Source organism: Exiguobacterium sp. 17-1 (assembly GCF_023096305.1).
GTDB classification, from domain to species: Bacteria; Bacillota; Bacilli; order Exiguobacteriales; family Exiguobacteriaceae; genus Exiguobacterium_A; species Exiguobacterium_A sibiricum_A.
The window spans coordinates 744,220-761,701 of record NZ_JALIGJ010000002.1 but is presented as its reverse complement, the minus strand read 5'-3'; the positions used below and the strand labels follow the sequence as shown (position 1 = coordinate 761,701).

16 protein-coding genes and 2 other annotated features are annotated in these 17,482 nt (G+C 50.2%); of the genes, 15 read left to right on the top strand and 1 reads right to left on the bottom strand.

From position 1 onward, the window contains the following. Positions 1-461: 461 nt before the first annotated feature. Complete coding sequence (locus tag MUN34_RS09665; RefSeq protein WP_034769960.1) at positions 462-716, bottom strand: DUF2627 family protein; 255 nt, start codon at positions 714-716, stop codon at positions 462-464. Positions 717-837: 121 nt separating this feature from the next. Between MUN34_RS09665 and MUN34_RS09660 the strand changes: the two genes are divergently transcribed. From MUN34_RS09660 to trpA, 15 genes are all read left to right on the top strand, one after another. After that, positions 838-2,493, top strand: coding sequence for a sigma-54 interaction domain-containing protein (locus tag MUN34_RS09660; RefSeq protein ID WP_247857664.1), 1,656 nt, complete (start codon positions 838-840; stop codon positions 2,491-2,493). A gap of 145 nt (positions 2,494-2,638) precedes the next feature. Further along, a complete protein-coding gene (gene yqiS / locus MUN34_RS09655; protein ID WP_247857663.1) occupies positions 2,639-3,559 on the top strand; it encodes a phosphate butyryltransferase in 921 nt (306 codons plus the stop codon). Between the two features lie 13 nt (positions 3,560-3,572). Continuing rightward, complete coding sequence (locus MUN34_RS09650; protein ID WP_012369820.1) at positions 3,573-4,697, top strand: Leu/Phe/Val dehydrogenase; 1,125 nt, start codon at positions 3,573-3,575, stop codon at positions 4,695-4,697. A 17-nt stretch (positions 4,698-4,714) separates the two neighbouring features. Then, on the top strand, positions 4,715-5,818 hold the full coding sequence (buk, locus tag MUN34_RS09645) for a butyrate kinase (RefSeq protein WP_247857662.1): 1,104 nt from the start codon (positions 4,715-4,717) through the stop codon (positions 5,816-5,818). After that, positions 5,788-7,209 carry a dihydrolipoyl dehydrogenase gene (lpdA, locus tag MUN34_RS09640; protein WP_247857661.1) on the top strand — a complete coding sequence of 474 codons (1,422 nt, stop codon included), beginning with the start codon at positions 5,788-5,790 and terminating at the stop codon, positions 7,207-7,209. The genes buk and lpdA overlap by 31 nt, the downstream gene beginning before the upstream one ends. A gap of 13 nt (positions 7,210-7,222) precedes the next feature. Then, the gene (locus MUN34_RS09635; RefSeq protein ID WP_247857660.1) at positions 7,223-8,236 is read left to right on the top strand and encodes a thiamine pyrophosphate-dependent dehydrogenase E1 component subunit alpha; all 1,014 of its coding nucleotides are present in this window, start codon (positions 7,223-7,225) and stop codon (positions 8,234-8,236) included. Beyond that, positions 8,233-9,216, top strand: coding sequence for an alpha-ketoacid dehydrogenase subunit beta (locus tag MUN34_RS09630; protein ID WP_026828895.1), 984 nt, complete (start codon positions 8,233-8,235; stop codon positions 9,214-9,216). Before MUN34_RS09635 ends, MUN34_RS09630 begins: the two co-directional genes overlap by 4 nt. Positions 9,217-9,229: 13 nt before the next feature. Beyond that, the gene (locus MUN34_RS09625; protein ID WP_247857659.1) at positions 9,230-10,522 is read left to right on the top strand and encodes a dihydrolipoamide acetyltransferase family protein; all 1,293 of its coding nucleotides are present in this window, start codon (positions 9,230-9,232) and stop codon (positions 10,520-10,522) included. A gap of 61 nt (positions 10,523-10,583) precedes the next feature. After that, positions 10,584-10,816: a binding site (T-box leader), on the top strand. A gap of 47 nt (positions 10,817-10,863) precedes the next feature. After that, positions 10,864-11,106, top strand: a binding site (T-box leader). A gap of 50 nt (positions 11,107-11,156) precedes the next feature. Then, on the top strand, positions 11,157-12,551 hold the full coding sequence (gene trpE / locus MUN34_RS09620) for an anthranilate synthase component I (RefSeq protein WP_247857658.1): 1,395 nt from the start codon (positions 11,157-11,159) through the stop codon (positions 12,549-12,551). After that, on the top strand, positions 12,548-13,114 hold the full coding sequence (locus MUN34_RS09615) for an anthranilate synthase component II (RefSeq protein WP_026828892.1): 567 nt from the start codon (positions 12,548-12,550) through the stop codon (positions 13,112-13,114). Before trpE ends, MUN34_RS09615 begins: the two co-directional genes overlap by 4 nt. A gap of 5 nt (positions 13,115-13,119) precedes the next feature. Next, positions 13,120-14,139: an anthranilate phosphoribosyltransferase gene (gene trpD / locus MUN34_RS09610; protein ID WP_026828891.1), complete on the top strand. Its 1,020-nt coding sequence runs from the start codon at positions 13,120-13,122 to the stop codon at positions 14,137-14,139. Continuing rightward, complete coding sequence (trpC, locus tag MUN34_RS09605) at positions 14,136-14,912, top strand: indole-3-glycerol phosphate synthase TrpC (RefSeq protein ID WP_026828890.1); 777 nt, start codon at positions 14,136-14,138, stop codon at positions 14,910-14,912. The genes trpD and trpC overlap by 4 nt, the downstream gene beginning before the upstream one ends. Then, complete coding sequence (locus MUN34_RS09600; RefSeq protein ID WP_247857657.1) at positions 14,899-15,477, top strand: phosphoribosylanthranilate isomerase; 579 nt, start codon at positions 14,899-14,901, stop codon at positions 15,475-15,477. Before trpC ends, MUN34_RS09600 begins: the two co-directional genes overlap by 14 nt. Beyond that, positions 15,474-16,673 (top strand): tryptophan synthase subunit beta, encoded by a 1,200-nt coding sequence (gene trpB / locus MUN34_RS09595; RefSeq protein WP_026828888.1) that lies wholly within the window; start codon positions 15,474-15,476, stop codon positions 16,671-16,673. Before MUN34_RS09600 ends, trpB begins: the two co-directional genes overlap by 4 nt. Continuing rightward, a complete protein-coding gene (gene trpA, locus MUN34_RS09590) occupies positions 16,673-17,452 on the top strand; it encodes a tryptophan synthase subunit alpha (RefSeq protein ID WP_247857656.1) in 780 nt (259 codons plus the stop codon). Before trpB ends, trpA begins: the two co-directional genes overlap by 1 nt. The last annotated feature ends 30 nt before the right edge of the window (positions 17,453-17,482 follow it).

Sequence of the window (17,482 nt, the reverse complement as noted above, 5' to 3'; positions counted from 1 at the left end):
CAAGACCAAGCAAGACCAAGCAAGACCAAGCAAGACCAAGCAAGACCAAGCAAGACCAAGCAAGACCAAGCAAGACCAAGCAAGACCAAGCAAGACCAAGCAAGACCAAGCAAGACCAAGCAAGACCAAGCAAGACCCGCAACAAGTACAGTTCGTGAAAAGGAGTGTTGTCTAGCAGTGAATGTTAGCAACCGAATGATCGACTGCGTCAAGCGGATGACATTATGCTTCACCTAGGTCCAAGTAAAGTCAGATAATGGAGTAGCTTCATCTTTCTATCGATCGCTCGATAGCCAAATCTGATTTCTTTCAACCTCTTCATTAAGAGGACAACCTATGGTTTTGAAGTACACGAATAGTTCTACTATGAGAGGAGTTCATCCGTAAGTGAAACCAACTTTATATGAATAAAAGGTCCCGCGCTTGAAATGAGTTCAAGAGATGGGGACCTTTTTGTGTGCTTATTTTTTTTGATACCGTTCGGAAACCTTGCCTCGTTTTCGATCACGATAAAAAACATAACCGGCGACGAAGCCGATCCCACCGATGGCTAACGCTAAGCCGGTGAATCCTTGTAATACATATACATAGGCAGAATCCCCTAGATACCGGAAGGGGAACTGAGCTTTTAGGAAAACACTGTCCCGCATCAGCTTGATGCCAATGGCGCCGATGATACCTGGAATGAATAAAGATAATAAACCGATGATTCGCATGATTGTGACCCCTTTCCAAGCGTATTGTATCAGAAAATCCATATGACTGCGAATTCGATTTGCCCTCCTGTTTTAATACAGGTAGGATAAAGATGTAAGCAGTTTCAAAGGGGGAATCAGAATGCATCATCTCTTGATTGTTGGTGCGGGGCGCGGTGGAACAGAAGTATTACATGCTTTTCAGCGTTCGCCTTTGTTGACGGTTATCGGGGTCGTTGATTCAGACGAACACGCGATTGGTGTTCAACTCGCAAAACGGGGACAGATTCGGGTAGAAAAAACTTGGACGGCTTTTCAGGGCACAGCCATTGATTTTATTATCGACGCGACCGGAGAACACGGTGTGCTTGAACAATTGATTCATTATTTTCCGGACGCAGCGGTTTTACCCGGAGAATTTGTTCGTGTGTTACTTGAACGGCTGGCAGAAAAGGAACGGATGCTCGAAGCAATCATTCATTGTACGAGCGAAGCGATTTCAGTCGCTGATCAAGCGGGTGAAACGATGCTGATCAATCCGGCATATACGCGAATGACCGGTTATACAGAGGATGACGTCATCGGTAAACCGGCAAGTGCTGATATCGGCATGCAGGAATCAGTTCATTTACGGGTGCTGGAAACGGGAGAAAGTGTCCGGGATGCCCGGATGAAAATTGGTCAAGACAGACGGGACATCATCGTCAATGCAGCTCCTGTCGTCGTTGATGGTCAAGTACGGGGGTCAGTCGGTGTCATCCGGGATATCTCGGAAATGAAGGCATTATCAAAAGAATTGAAGGCTGCGAAACAAAAAATCCGGACGCTTGAAGCGAAATACACATTTGATGACATTATCGCTGAAAGCGAATCGATGCGTTTTGTCGTGGACCAGGCGAAGCTTGCAGCGACAATGCCGGTTAATGTCTTAATCCGGGGAGAGTCCGGTACCGGGAAAGAATTGTTTGCCCATGCGATTCATGCTGCAAGTGATCGTCGATATGAACAATTCGTCCGGGTCAATTGTGCAGCGATTGCACCGAGCCTGCTTGAAAGCGAATTATTTGGTTATGAAGAAGGAGCGTTCTCGGGAGCACGTCGTGGCGGAAAACGAGGATATTTCGAAGAAGGGCATGGCGGCTCATTGTTTTTAGATGAGATTGGTGAATTGCCGCTTGATGTACAGGCGAAATTATTACGCGTATTGCAGGAAAATGAAGTCGTTCGAGTCGGCGGAGCGAAAGCTGTCCCGGTCGATGTCCGAATCATTGCAGCAACGAATGCCAATCTCGAGCAAAAAATCATTACCGGTGAGTTCCGAGAAGATTTATATTATCGGATCAATCGGTTACCGATTCATATTCCGGCTCTTCGTGAACGGCCGGACGATCTTGCTCCGCTCTCGACGCATCTGTTGCGTAAATTGAATCAAAGTTACGGACGATCCGTCGAACGGGTTTCTGAAGACGCGTTGGACGCCATTCGAAAACAGACGTGGAAAGGAAACGTCCGCGAATTAGAAAATGTCATTGGACGTGCTTTGATTTTTACAGATAAAACGGAACAGGTCTTACGAAAAGGTCATCTGCAACTGGTTGTCCCGACGTCACCGAAACGATCGGAACGTCCAAAAAAAGAAATCAAACACCTGTCGGATGAGATGTCGTACGTGGAAGAACAATTGATTCGGGAAGCCCTTGATGTCGTGAATGGAAACAAGACTGAAGCGGCCAAACAATTAGGGATTTCTTTACGAGCTCTCTATTACAAGGTGGAGCGGTTTAACATCCAATGTTAGTTTGCAAATTTTTGCGTGCAATATATTGCAAAAAAATGCAATTCCATGCAAAAATAAAAGAGTAGATGTTGGTATAGCGTCGTTTTAGAACTGGCATGAAAATTGCTATTAAATAAAGAGAACGACAGGTAAGGGGGGGAATGGCTTGAGGTTTGAACAGATGGTTCAGCAAGCAGCAGGTCTTGAAGATGCGGTCGTTGCGATTGCGTCAGCAGATGATGAAGAAGTAATGGATGCCGTGTCGCTGGCAATTGAGAACGATTTAGCCCGTTTTCATTTGTTTGGGGATGCGACACGCATTCAAAAAATGATTCATGACCGACAGCTGAGGGAATCACAATTCGTCATCACGCATACAGCCACGGCACAAGAAGCAGCCGAGCGTGCCGCTTATGCTGTCCGCAAAGGGGATGCGGATGTCTTGATGAAGGGACTTGTTCCGACAGCAACGTTCATGAAAGCTGTTTTAAATAAGGAAACAGGTTTACGGTCAGGAAATGTATTGTCTCATGTCGCGTTGTTTGAAGTACCGGGACGGGAGACTGCCATCGGATTGACGGATGCTGCGATTCATATCGCACCGACACTGGAGGATAAAGTTCACATCATTGAAAACGGAGTGACCGCACTTCGGGCAGTCGGATACTCTTTACCGAAAGTCGCAGTGCTAGCGGCTGTCGAAGTCGTTAATCCGACGATGCAGGCAACGATTGACGCTGCCTTACTGACTCAAATGAATCGGCGTGGACAAATCAAGGATTGCCTTGTTGATGGTCCACTCGCGCTCGATAATGCTGTCAATTTAGAAGCAGCGAAGCAAAAGGGGCTGACAGGGGACGTTGCGGGGGCAGCGGATCTTCTCGTCGTTCCTCAAATTGAAGTCGGGAATGTGATTTATAAATCATTGATGTATTTTGCACAGGCATCGGTCGCTGCCATTTTGGTGGGGGCGAAGGCTCCCGTCGTCTTGACGAGTCGAGCCGATACGGCAGAAGCGAAACTGTATTCATTAGCCTTTGCTCTACTTAATGCGCAACCTACAAAAAAAGTTAAACAAACAATCTAAGGGGGAATTAACAATGGTCGAAACAAACGTAGAAGCACGATTCAGTATTTTTGAAACAATGGCAATGGAAGATTACGAACAGGTCGTTTTTTGTCACGATAAAGTCTCAGGGTTAAAAGCCATCATCGCGATTCATGATACGACACTCGGACCGGCACTCGGCGGACTCCGGATGTGGAACTATGCGTCGGATGAGGAAGCATTGATTGATGCTTTACGATTGGCAAAAGGCATGACGTATAAAAATGCGGCAGCCGGTCTTAATCTCGGTGGCGGGAAAGCCGTCATCATCGGTGATGCGAAGACTCAAAAATCAGAAGCTTTGTTCCGGGCATTCGGTCGTTACGTACAGTCGTTAAACGGACGTTATATCACAGCGGAAGACGTCAATACGACAGTAGCCGATATGGATTACATCCATATGGAAACGGACTTCGTAACAGGCGTCAGCCCGGCATTCGGATCAAGTGGTAATCCCTCACCTGTCACGGCATACGGTGTTTACCGCGGGATGAAAGCAGCAGCCAAAGAAGTATACGGTACAGATTCACTCGGTGGAAAAACAGTTGCGATTCAAGGCGTTGGTAACGTTGCCTTTAACTTATGCCGTCATCTGCACGAAGAAGGCGCAAAATTGATTGTCACGGACATCAATCAAGATGCGTTACGCCGCGCGGAAGAAGCGTTTGGTGCTTTAGTCGTCGGACCAGATGAAATCTACAGTGTCGATGCTGATATTTTTGCGCCGTGTGCCCTGGGTGCGACATTGAATGATGAGACGATTCCACAACTGAAAGTCAAAATCATTGCCGGTGCCGCAAACAACCAACTGAAAGAAGACCGTCATGGGGACATGCTCCAAGAACGCGGTATTCTCTATACACCAGACTTCGTCATCAACGCAGGTGGTGTCATCAATGTGGCGGACGAACTCGACGGATACAACCGCGAGCGGGCAATGAAAAAAGTGGAACTTGTCTATGATGCGGTAGCAAAAGTCATCGAAATCGCAAAACGTGATCATCTGCCGACTTATCGGGCGGCTGAAAAGATGGCGGAAGAACGGATTGCGACGATGGGCAGTGCCCGCAGCCAGTTTTTACGTCGCGATAAAAACATTCTGGGATCACGCGGTTAAATCAGAGGAGGATTTTAATGAGCGAACGTATTTTAACCATCAATCCGGGTTCAACCTCAACGAAAATCGGAATCTTTGATGGAACAGAGCAAGTGTTTACGAAAACGTTGCGCCATTCAGCTGAAGCGGTCGGAGGACCGCTTTCAGATCAGCTGACCATCAGACGCCAAGTCGTCCTTGATGTATTGGTACAAGAACAGATTGAATTGAAAGCGCTTACGGCTATCGTTGGTCGTGGTGGTCTGCTTCGTCCTCTCGTTAGCGGGACGTACCGGGTCAATCAAGAAATGCGTGAGGATTTGTTGAACGGAACGTTTGGCGTTCATGCCTCGAACCTTGGAGGGCTGCTTGCGGACGAGATTGGTCAGACGCTTTCGATTCCGGCATTCATCGTTGACCCGGTCGTTGTGGATGAACTGGAGCCAATTGCCCGCCTTACAGGCTTACCTGAACTCGAACGGAAAAGTATTTTCCATGCCTTAAATCAAAAGGCAGTGGCGAAGCGGTATGCGAAAGAGATTGGGACACCGTACGAGCAATTGCGGTTGATTGTTGCCCATATGGGTGGTGGAATTACAGTTGGTGCCCATCTGAATGGACGTGTGATCGATGTCAACAATGGACTGGACGGAGAAGGTGCTTTTTCACCGGAACGAAGCGGGTCCTTGCCTGTTGGTCAACTAGTAGAACTATGTTATAGTACCAAGTATAAACTCGAGGAAATGAAGCGTCTGGTCGTTGGGTCAGGCGGACTTGTCGCGCACTTAGGCACGTATGATGCGATTGAAATCGAACGTCGGATTGACGATGGAGATGAAAAAGCCGCTCTACTCTATGAGGCGATGGCATACCGAGTTGCAAAGGAAATCGCAGCCCAAAGTGCTGTTTTATATGGTCAAGTCGATGCTGTCATCTTAACGGGCGGACTCGCATACAGTGACCGATTGACAAAAGCGATTGAAGAACGGATTGCACATATCGGATCTGTCATCCGGATACCGGGTGAAGATGAGTTACGTGCGCTCGCAGAAGGCGTGTTACGTGTACTGCGTCAAGAGGAACAAGCGAAGGAATATGGAGGCGAACTAACATGGCTAGAGAATTCGACGTCGTTGTCCTAGGTGGTGGACCCGGTGGGTATGTCGCAGCGATTCGCGCTGCACAAGCCGGGAAAACGGTAGCAATCGTAGAACAAGGGAAACTCGGGGGAACCTGTCTGCATCGTGGATGTATCCCGTCCAAAGCATTTTTAAAGTCGGCAGCCGTTTATCAGACAGTTAAACACGCCGCTACATATGGCGTCGACGTACCGGAATCGTTTTTGCGATTCGAACAGGTCAAACAACGGAAACAAGAGATTATTGACGGTCTCGAATCAGGCATACAGCATCTGATGAAAAAAGGAAAAATCGAAGTCTTTCATGGCCGTGGTTCGATTCTTGGACCAAGCATCTTTTCACCGATGCCGGGAACGATCAGCGTGGAGCCGGAAGAAGGCGACGGCGAGTTGATCTTACCGCGCCAACTGATTGTCGCGACAGGTTCACGCCCACGTCCGTTGAATGGTCTGGCATTTGATTCCGAGTATGTGCTCAGTTCAGATGAGGCACTCGACATGAATGCCTTACCAAAATCAATTGTCATCATCGGCGGCGGTGTCATCGGGATTGAATGGGCGTCGATGTTGACGGACTTTGATGTCGAGGTCACGGTCGTCGAATTCAGCGATCGAATTTTACCGACGGAAGATCAAGCTGTCAGCCGGGAAGTGGCCCGTCAGCTCAAAAAGCGCGGTGTCAAGATTATGACGAGTGCAGCAGCACAAAGCGAAAGCTTCCAGTTAACCGAGTCCGGCGTGACGATTGATGTCGACCGTAATGGGGACAAGACGACGCTTGCGGCAGAGAAGTTGTTAGTCGCGATCGGTCGGATGGCGAATGTTGAAGGCATCGGGCTTGAAAATACGAATATCATCGTCGAAAACGGATTCATCCAGGTGGATGACGAGTTCCGGACGAAGGATAATCACATCTTCGCGATTGGTGATGTCATCGGACGCCTGCAACTCGCGCACGTCGCATCGGCAGAAGGTGCAAAAGCGGTCGAGACGATTGTCAACGGTTCGACGACACCACTGAACTATGCGTTTGTTCCACGTTGTATTTACAGTGTGCCGGAAGCAGCCTCGGTCGGCTTGACGGAAGCTGAGGCTGTCGCAGCGGGACTGGACGTCAAAACGGGGATGTTCTCGTTTAACGGTCTCGGAAAAGCCCGGATTGAAGGGGAAGCGGCAGGATTCATTAAACTCGTTTCCGATGCGAAAACGGATGATTTGGTCGGCGTCCATATCGTTGGACCAAAAGCAACTGAATTAATCAGTGAAGGCGGTCTTGCACTTGTTTTGAATGCGACGGCATGGGAAGTCGGACAACTCGTCCACCCACACCCGGCGCTTTCGGAAGCATTCGGTGAGGCAGCACTCGCAGTTGACGGATTAGCGGTTCATGCCTAAGGAGGAAAAACAGATGGAAAAAATAGAATTCAAAGAACTCGTCGAACTGGGTTTGACGGAGCAAGATGCGATTCAAATGTTCGAAACGATGGTCCGGGCACGCAAGATTGACGAACGGATGTGGAAATTGAACCGGGCTGGAAAAATCCCGTTCCTCGTCTCCTGTCAAGGGCAGGAAGCGGCCCAAGTCGGTGCCGCTTACGCGCTTGAAAAAGGGACGGACTATATCTTGCCGTACTACCGCGATTTGGGCGTCGTGTTGCATTTTGGACAGACGTCACGTGACATCATGTTGTCCGCTTTCGCAAAAGCAGAAGATCCGAACTCAGGCGGACGCCAAATGCCGGGTCATTACGGTTCGCGTGCCCTCAACATCGTGACGGGATCTAGCCCGGTGACGACGCAAGTCCCGCATGCCGTCGGGATTGCCCTTGCTGCGAAGATGCGTCGGGAACCGCTTGTCGCCTACGTTTCGTTCGGTGAAGGGTCGTCGAACCAAGGGGACTTCCATGAAGGAGCAAACTTTGCCGGCATCCACAAATTACCGGTCATTCTGTTCTGTGAAAATAATAAATATGCGATTTCGACACCACTCTCGAAACAATTATCGGCGAAACACGTTGCCGACCGGGCGATCGGATATGGGATGCCTGGTGTGACGATTGACGGGATTGATCCGCTTGCTGTCTACAAAGCGGTCAAAGAAGCACGTGAGCGCGGTCTGCGCGGTGACGGTCCGACGTTGATTGAAGTTGAAGTCGAACGTCTCGTACCGCATTCGTCCGATGATGATGATAAATCCTACCGTTCAGCCGAAGAACTGGCTGAACTGAAAACACGTGACGGGGTCAAACTGTTCCGTGAAAAATTGATTAAAATGGGTGTCTTGACGGAAGAAACGGCACAAGACATCGAAGCGAAACTTGAACAAGAAGTCGATGAAGCGACGGCGTACGCGGAAGCGGCAGCTTACGATGCACCGGAAAATGCACTCCGTTACGTGTACGATGAGGGGGAAACGAAATGACGACATTAAGTTTAATCGAAGCCATTAACAGTGCCATCAAAGAAGAGATGGAACGTGATGAATCCGTCTTCGTCCTCGGAGAAGACGTCGGCGTCCGCGGCGGTGTTTTCCGCGCGACACAAGGATTACTGGAGCAGTTCGGGGAAGAACGTGTCATCGACGCGCCACTCGCTGAGAGTGCGATTGCCGGAGTCGGAATCGGCGCTGCGATGTACGGGATGCGTCCGATTGCTGAAATGCAGTTTGCGGATTTCATCATGCCGGCCGTCAACCAGATCGTCAGTGAAGCGGCAAAAATCCGCTACCGTTCGAACAATGACTGGTCATGCCCGATCGTCATTCGCGCACCGTTCGGCGGAGGGATTCACGGCGCCCTTTACCATTCCCAATCCGTCGAAGCGATGTTCAATTCGACGCCGGGCTTAAAAATCGTCATTCCGTCTAATCCATATGATGCTAAAGGTTTGCTGAAAGCAGCCATCCGTTCCAACGATCCGGTCCTGTTCTTTGAACATAAACGCGGCTACCGTCTGCTCAAAGGCGAAGTGCCGGAAGGAGACTATACTGTTGAAATCGGTAAAGCCGATGTCAAACGGGAAGGTGAAGATTTAACGGTCATCACGTACGGTCTTTGTGTCCAGTTCGCCCTTGAAGCAGCAGCACGTCTTGAGAAAGACGGCATCGATGTTCATATTCTTGATTTACGGACGGTTTATCCGATTGACCGGGAAGCGGTCGTCGAGGCAGCCCGAAAAACTGGTAAAGTCTTGCTCGTGACAGAGGACAACAAAGAAGGCAGCGTCATGAGTGAAGTGTCGGCGATCATTGCAGAAGAAGCACTGTTTGATCTCGATGCGCCAATCGAGCGTCTGTGCGGTCCGGATGTCCCGGCGATGCCATACGCGCCGACGATGGAAAAATTCTTTAACGTCTCGAGCGAAAAAATCGAAGATAAAATCCGGACGCTACACGCGTACTAAGGGGGAAACGTCAATGAAAACCGAAACATTAACGATGCCACAACTTGGTGAGAGTGTAACGGAAGGGACGATTTCCCTCTGGCTCGTCAAACCGGGTGATACGGTCAAAAAATATGATCCGATTGCGGAAGTCATCACCGATAAAGTGACAGCGGAAGTCCCGTCGTCCTTCGACGGTGTCATTGATAAACTGTTAGCAGAAGAAGGGGACACGCTACAAGTCGGGGAAGCAATCGTGACCTTGCAGGTCAGCGGCGGATCGACAGAAGTCGCAGCAACGGAAGAAGCCGTTTCGGCGGTCGCAGAAATACCGGTCTCAAGTGATCAATCGATGAAGAAACGTTATTCACCGGCCGTTCTTAAATTATCTGCCGAGCACGGCATTGATTTGGAGCAGGTCTCGGGAACGGGGGCCGGTGGTCGGATTACCCGGAAAGACCTTCTCAAAATCATCGAAACCGGACAAATCGCACAACCGGATACGGTCGAAGCACCGACGATTGAGTCGGTTCCGGCACCAAAACCGGAAGCACAACCGGAACGACATGAACAACCGCAAGCAGTCCGAACGCAAGCAGCCAAACCGACAGCAAGCACGACGGAAGCCGGAGACATCGAAATTCCGACGGCCGGTGTCCGCCAAGCAATCGCAACGAACATGGTCCGCTCGAAACAGGAAGCACCGCATGCCTGGTTGATGATTGAAGTCGACGTGACGAACCTGGTCGAAGCCCGGAATCGTCATAAAGATGCATTCTTTAAACAAGAAGGGGTCAAATTGACATTCCTTCCGTTCTTCATGAAAGCAACCGTTGAAGGATTAAAGAAACATCCAATCATGAATTCGACGTGGGCGGGCGACAAGATCATCCAGAAAAAAGCAATCAACTTGTCACTGGCGGTCGCCACGCAAGAAGCCTTGTTCGTACCGGTCGTCAAAAATGCGGATGAACTCAGCATTAAAGGACTGGCCCGGGCAATTGATGATTTCGGCAAACGAGCGCAAGCCGGACGACTGTCGTCAAGTGAGATGCAGGGCGGAACGTTTACGGTCAACAATACCGGATCATTTGGATCGATTCAGTCAGCACCGATTCTGAACTTCCCGCAAGCAGCGATTTTATCGGTCGAATCAATCGTCAAACGTCCTGTCTGGGTGAACGGCATGTTCGCAGCACGCGACATGGTCAACCTTTGTATGTCGATTGACCACCGGGTGCTCGACGGACTTGTTGCCGGTCAGTTCCTGCAGACGGTCAAACAAGCACTCGAGTCAATCGACCCGAATCAATTGTCTTTATATTGATTGAGACAAATCTATTGACAGAAAACGGTTTCCCACGTAACATAAAAAACAATTAAAGAAAACAGACGCAATGACGAAGAAAAGTAACCTATGAAACGATTGAAGAGAGCTGATGGATGGTGCGAATCAGTATCGGGAAACAGGTGAATGGGCTTCTGAGCATCAGACCGAACTCACAGTAGGCTCTGACGGGTACCTTCCGTTATCAAGGACGACGAATCAGGGTAACCGGTTTGTTCGAGGGGACTAGTAATAGTCAACGAAGGTGGTACCGCGGGTTTTCCCGTCCTTCATGTTTAGCATGAATGGGCGGGAAAACCCTTTTCGTATTCAATTGAATAAGTAAATCGATGAATGAGTTAAGTAGTCAGACGAATCGTTGTTCCAGAGAGCGGGAGAGAGGTGGAACTTCCGTACAGCGATGTCTGATGAATGGTCTCATGAGAGCATGACTGAACGGTAAGTAGGTCGTGACGGAAGCCCCCGTTATCTTAGGCTACGATGTCTCGTCAAGACGCATCGGAAGAGTGGGAACGTTTGTAGTTCCAATTGTGAGGTGGCACCGCGAGTCTATCGTCCTCCATACGGCATTTGCTGTATGGAGGATTTTTTTATATATCAGGAGGCGAACAGGATGATCGAGACAGAACAATTGATAATCGAGCAAATCGAAATGAACGGCGATGAGTTGACGCCCATCTCCATCTTTTTAAATCTCGAGGGGGACCGGAAATGTCTGCTTGAAAGCTCAGCGAGCGGCAGTAACGGTCGTTACTCGATCATCGGCGTCAATCCGGTCGAATTGCTTCGGGCGGAAGGCAATCAAGTGACACGGCACCATCTTCAGACGGAAGAAACCGTGACGATGACAGGGAATCCGGTCCAACTCCTGCAACAGTCTGTGACACGGGGAACAACCGATGCCGACTTTCCGTTCTTAAGCGGCGCCATCGGCTATGTCGGCTATGATGCGATTCGGTCGTATGAAAACATCGGACCGGTACCGGACAGTGACCGCAATTTGCCGGACGCGTTGCTTGCCGTCTATGACGAAATCATTTTATATGACCACCTGGAACACCGGGTGCATTTAATTCATACGTCACTCGGCGGAATGACCGACCGGCAGGAGATGATTCGAAAATTGCAGCTCCGCAAAACCTTACTGGAACAAACCGGTCAGCAGACCCGGATCGAGCGACCGCTTGAAAACATCGTCTATCAACCGCAGATTGAGAAAGAAACCTTTTTATCGCTTGTCGAACAGGCGAAACAGCATATTCGTCAGGGTGATGTCTTCCAACTGGTGTTATCGCAACGGTTAGACGCAACATTCGCCGGCGACCCGTTCCATTTTTACCGGAAGTTGCGCCAGGACAATCCGAGCCCATACCTGTTTTACATCGATTTAGGGGAAGTCATCGTCCTCGGGGCGTCGCCGGAAAGTCTCGTTCAAGTCAAAGGTCGCCATGTCACGACGAATCCGATTGCCGGGACCCGGCCCCGCGGAAAAACGAAACAGGAAGATACACAACTGGCGTATGAGTTATTGAACGACGAGAAAGAACAAGCCGAACACCGGATGCTCGTTGACTTAGGACGAAATGATCTCGGTCAAGTCTGTCAGATCGGTAGCATCCATGTCTCGCGGGAAATGGAAATCGAACGTTTCAAAAATGTCATGCATCTTGTTTCCGTCGTCGAAGGAACGCTTGCAGAAGGACGGACTGGGGCTGACGCGTTGATTTCCTGTTTGCCGGCCGGTACCGTTTCGGGAGCCCCGAAAATCCGGGCGATGCAGCTGATCAATCAATATGAGACAAAAAAACGGGAAGTCTATGCCGGAGCGGTCGGATATTTTGATGTCAGCGGAAATCTTGATTTTGCGCTCGCCATCCGGACAATGGTCATCCAACATGGAAAAGCGTACGTTCAGGCCGGAGCGGGTATAGTCTATGACTCTGATCCGACCTTGGAGTATGAAGAGACGTTGCATAAGGCGAAGTCACTACTGGAGGTCTGGAAATGATTGTACTGATTGATAACTATGATTCCTTTACCTATAACCTGTATCAATATGCGGCCGTCTACGATGAAATCCAAGTCATCCGAAACGATGCGATTGAAGTGAATGCGATTGCCGACTTGAATCCGGACGGCATCATCTTATCACCGGGACCCGGCCATCCGAAAGATGCCGGCATCTGTCTCGACGTGATTGAGACATACTCCGGAAAAATTCCGATTCTCGGTGTCTGTCTCGGACACCAGGCAATCGGTCAAGCATTTGGCGGACGCGTCGTCGAAGCGGATGAAATCCGGCACGGAAAGACGTCAACAATCCGGCAAACCGGACGATTGTTTGCCGGTCTTCCGGAACAACTCGACGTCATGCGTTACCACTCCTTGATTGTCGACCGGACGACCTTACCGGAAGTGCTGGAAGTGACCGCTGTGACCGAGGATGGGACAATCATGGCTCTTGAGCATCACACGCATCCGACATACGGGATTCAGTTTCATCCGGAATCGATCGGAACTCCGCTTGGCCAACAAATGATTCAACGATTTATCGAACTGACGAAGGAGTGACAGGAATGAAGGACGTATTGACGAAATTGACGAATGCCAATCATCTCCGCTATGAAGAAATGCAACAGGCAGCCCGCGCGTTATTTGCGGCGGATGTCACAGACAGCGAAATCGCAGCTTTTCTCGTTGCGCTGAAAGCAAAAGGGGAAACGGCGGAAGAACTAGCCGGTCTTGCTTCCATCATGCGGGAAGTTGCGCTCGACATTCCGGTGACGGGAACGGACTTTATCGATAACTGCGGAACAGGCGGCGACGGTTCCCAATCCTTTAACATCAGCACGACAGCGGCATTCGTTTTAGCCGGTGCCGGAGCCAAAGTAGCGAAACACGGAAACCGGAGTGTCTCAAGCAAGACGGGCAGTGCCGACGTACTCGAAGCACTGGGTGTTCCGCTCGATATCACGGCAGAAGATATTGCAAAGTTGCTTGAAGTAAACGGGATTGCCTTCCTGTTCGCCCAACGGATGCACCCGCGTGTCAAACAAATCATGAAAGTTCGCCGCGATTTACGGATTCCGACAATCTTTAATCTGATTGGACCGCTGACGAATCCAGTGCCGCTAAAAACACAGTTACTCGGAATTTACCGGGAAGATTTGCTTGAGACGATGGCCTTGACGTTGCATCGGCTTGGACGAAAACGTGCCATCGTCTTACACGGAGCGTGCGGGATGGACGAAGCATCACTCGCAGGGACAAATCAATTGGTCCTGCTCGATCAAGGCGAACTGATCCGGTTCAGTCTCCACCCGGAAGAAGTCGGATTATCCGTTGCGCCGATCGAAGCCATCCGTGGTGGTACGGCAGCGGAAAATGCGGATATTCTATTGCGGGTCCTGCGCGGAGAAGCAGGTCCATACCGGGACACGGTCTTACTCAATGCCGGCATCGCTTTGTTTGCGGAAGGGCGGGTCGAGACAATTCGTGAAGGAATCGAACGAGCAGCGCAAAGCATTGATTCCGGTCGGGCGCTTGAAAAACTACAATATTTACAACGAATGAAACAACAGGAGGCAATCGGATGAATATCTTAGACCGCATCATCGAGACGAAACGACTGGAAGTCGCACAATTGAAAATGACCGGGGTCCCTTCGGCGGAGCATCGCCCGTCAAATCCATCGATCCATCAATCACTTGGTGGAACCGATTTATCCGTCATCGCGGAAATCAAACGGGCCTCACCGTCAAAAGGCGACATCTCATTAAACGTCGATCCTGTGGCGCAGGCGAAACGGTATGCTGCCAGCGGCGCGACCGTCATCTCGGTCTTGACGGACCAGACGTATTTTAAAGGGAGTATGGAAGATCTGGCAGCGGTCACCGCAGCCGTCGATGTGCCGGTCCTGTGCAAGGATTTTATGGTTGACCGAATTCAAATTGATTTGGCGAAAGCACACGGCGCCAGTTTGATTCTATTGATTGTCGCGGCGCTTGATGATGACACGTTACACGATCTGTATGACTATGCTTATGCAAGCGGGCTTGAAGTCTTGGTCGAAGTCCATGATGCGACGGAGCTCGAGCGGGCGGAACAGTTGCAGGCGAAAATCATCGGCATCAACAATCGGAACCTGAAGAAGTTCGAAGTGAGTCTCGACACGTCGCTTGCGTTACTGAAGACGAAGTCACCGGATGTCCGGTATATCAGCGAAAGTGGGATTAAAACGGTCGAGGAAGCGAAAATGTTGCACGCAGCGGGAGCAGATGGGATTTTAATCGGCGAAACCTTGATGCGGGCGGAAGATCCGGCTGATTTCATTCAAGCTGTCAGTGGAGTCAAACATGACACGCATTAAATTCTGTGGGCTGAAACGGCAAGAAGACGTCCGTTTCGCCATCGAACGGGCCGACTATATCGGATTTGTCTTTGCCCCGAGTAAGCGGCAGGTCACACTGACGGAAGCAGCGACGCTCCGGTCAGAGATTCCGGAAACGGTCCAAGTCGTCGGTGTGTTCGTCTCACCGACGCAACAAGAGGTCGAAGAAGCGATTGAGCAGGTCGGACTGGATTTGATTCAAATCCACGGACAGGCCGCGGACGAGCTGTACCGGAAGAAACGGGTACCGATCATTCAGGCACTCGCGGCCGGAACACAGGCTACGATTCATCCGGACGCCGATTATGTGTTATTTGATGCACCAGAAGCAGGAAGCGGCCAAACCTTTGATTGGACAACCGATTTACGGGTCGATCAACCGATGTTCGTCGCAGGTGGTCTGCAGCCGGACAATGTCAAACAAGTGATCGAACGCTATCAACCGTTTGCTGTTGATGTCTCAAGTGGTATTGAAACGAATGATCAAAAAGATACGAAAAAAATGCAGGCATTTCATGATGCCGTAAAGGAGACTTTTAAATGACACGTTATTCACAACCTGATGCACTGGGACAATACGGAATCTACGGAGGACGTTACATTCCGGAAACGTTGATGCAAGCCGTTCTTGAGCTCGAACAAGCGTATGCCGAAGTGAAGGAAGATCCGGCGTTTCATGAACGGATGAATGATTTACTCGAAAATTATGTCGGACGAAAAACGCCGCTTTATTACGCGGAACATTTGACGCGGGCGATCGGCGGCGCCAAAATCTACTTGAAACGCGAAGACTTGAATCATACAGGAGCCCATAAAATCAACAATACGATTGGGCAAGCGCTACTCGCCGAACGGATGGGCAAGCGAAAAATCGTTGCGGAGACAGGTGCCGGGCAACACGGGGTCGCGACAGCGACCGTCTGTGCCTTGCTTGATCTCGAATGTGTCATCTTCATGGGTGAAGAAGACATCCGCCGGCAAGAGCTAAACGTCTTCCGGATGGAGTTACTCGGTGCCAAAGTCATTTCGGTAACACAAGGGAGCCGGACGTTAAAAGACGCTGTCAACGAAGCGTTGCGTTACTGGGTCAAACATGTCGACGATACGCATTACTTGATGGGATCGGTCCTCGGACCCCACCCGTTCCCGGAAATCGTCCGTGATTTCCAAGCCATCATCGGTCAGGAAACACGGGCGCAGATTCTTGAAAAAGAAGGTAAGTTACCGGAAGCCATCGTTGCCTGTGTCGGGGGCGGAAGTAATGCGATCGGTATGTTCCATCCGTTCATCGACGACGAAGAAGTCGCATTGTACGGCATCGAAGCAGCCGGAAGCGGACTCGAGACCGACAAACACGCGGCTACGATGTCTAAAGGTGAGGTCGGTGTTTTGCATGGCTCAATGATGTATCTCTTACAAGATGAGCATGGGCAAGTCACGGAAGCCCATTCGATTTCGGCCGGTCTGGATTACCCGGGGGTAGGACCGGAACACAGTCTGCTAAAAGATATCGGTCGTGTTCAATATGAGGCCGTGACGGACCAACAGGCACTTGATGCCTTGCAACTGCTCTGCCAAAAAGAAGGCATCATTCCGGCACTGGAGTCGGCCCATGCGGTCGCGCAGGCGACGGAACTCGCAAAAGGGATGCAACCGGAAGAAGTCGTCGTCATCTGTCTCTCAGGACGTGGCGATAAAGATGTCATGACCGTCAGAAATGCCTTGAAGGGGGAAGCATGATGCGATTAGAACAAGCGATTCGAACAGTTAATGCACGTGGTGAAAAAGCCTTTATCCCGTATGTCATGGGAGGCGATGGAGGCATTGATCGTCTGCCGGATATCTTGGCATTCCTTGAACGATCCGGTGCGACTGCGATTGAAGTTGGTGTGCCGTTTTCCGATCCGGTCGCCGATGGTCCGGTCATTCAGGAAGCGGGACTGCGGGCACTCGCAGATCAAATCAGCTTAAAGGACGTCCTTGAGGCGATTCGGGTTGCGCGTCAATCAACAAGCGTTCCAATCGTCGTCATGACGTACTTAAATCCGATTTTCCGATTCGGCATCGATTCCTTTTTATCGACTTGCCGTGAAATCGGCGTCGACGGGTTGATCATTCCCGATCTGCCACTCGAACAAAGTGATCAGTTTTTTGCCGGTCGCAATAAACAAGACATCGCACTCGTTCAACTGGTCTCGCTGACCAGTCCGATTGAACGGATTGAAAAACTGGCTACACATAGTGAAGGATTCCTCTACGCTGTGACCGTCAACGGGACGACCGGCGGACAAACCAACTTTGGGGATTCGCTCGAACAGCATTTGGCGAAAGTCGCGCAACTGAGTCCGGTTCCGGTTATGGCCGGATTCGGGATCAGTACGCCGGAACATGTACGTCAACTGAGTACAAGTGTTGCCGGTGTCATCGTTGGTAGTAAAATCGTCGAGTTGTTGCAACAAGATGATCGAGCAGCGATTGAACAGTTGATGGCTGCCCGGTTACCGGACGTGACTGTGTAAGCAATTTAGGGAAATCAAAATAAGAGGATG

What these genes read in the sequence shown, in the direction of transcription:
- MUN34_RS09665 (WP_034769960.1), bottom strand. Translation starts at nt 716, where the DNA reads ATGCGAATCATCGGTTTATTATCTTTATTCATTCCAGGTATCATCGGC.
- MUN34_RS09660 (WP_247857664.1), top strand. Translation starts at nt 838, where the DNA reads ATGCATCATCTCTTGATTGTTGGTGCGGGGCGCGGTGGAACAGAAGTA.
- MUN34_RS09650 (WP_012369820.1), top strand. Translation starts at nt 3,573, where the DNA reads ATGGTCGAAACAAACGTAGAAGCACGATTCAGTATTTTTGAAACAATG.
- buk (WP_247857662.1), top strand. Translation starts at nt 4,715, where the DNA reads ATGAGCGAACGTATTTTAACCATCAATCCGGGTTCAACCTCAACGAAA.
- lpdA (WP_247857661.1), top strand. Translation starts at nt 5,788, where the DNA reads ATGGCTAGAGAATTCGACGTCGTTGTCCTAGGTGGTGGACCCGGTGGG.
- MUN34_RS09635 (WP_247857660.1), top strand. Translation starts at nt 7,223, where the DNA reads ATGGAAAAAATAGAATTCAAAGAACTCGTCGAACTGGGTTTGACGGAG.
- MUN34_RS09630 (WP_026828895.1), top strand. Translation starts at nt 8,233, where the DNA reads ATGACGACATTAAGTTTAATCGAAGCCATTAACAGTGCCATCAAAGAA.
- MUN34_RS09625 (WP_247857659.1), top strand. Translation starts at nt 9,230, where the DNA reads ATGAAAACCGAAACATTAACGATGCCACAACTTGGTGAGAGTGTAACG.
- trpE (WP_247857658.1), top strand. Translation starts at nt 11,157, where the DNA reads ATGATCGAGACAGAACAATTGATAATCGAGCAAATCGAAATGAACGGC.
- MUN34_RS09615 (WP_026828892.1), top strand. Translation starts at nt 12,548, where the DNA reads ATGATTGTACTGATTGATAACTATGATTCCTTTACCTATAACCTGTAT.
- trpD (WP_026828891.1), top strand. Translation starts at nt 13,120, where the DNA reads ATGAAGGACGTATTGACGAAATTGACGAATGCCAATCATCTCCGCTAT.
- trpC (WP_026828890.1), top strand. Translation starts at nt 14,136, where the DNA reads ATGAATATCTTAGACCGCATCATCGAGACGAAACGACTGGAAGTCGCA.
- MUN34_RS09600 (WP_247857657.1), top strand. Translation starts at nt 14,899, where the DNA reads ATGACACGCATTAAATTCTGTGGGCTGAAACGGCAAGAAGACGTCCGT.
- trpB (WP_026828888.1), top strand. Translation starts at nt 15,474, where the DNA reads ATGACACGTTATTCACAACCTGATGCACTGGGACAATACGGAATCTAC.
- trpA (WP_247857656.1), top strand. Translation starts at nt 16,673, where the DNA reads ATGCGATTAGAACAAGCGATTCGAACAGTTAATGCACGTGGTGAAAAA.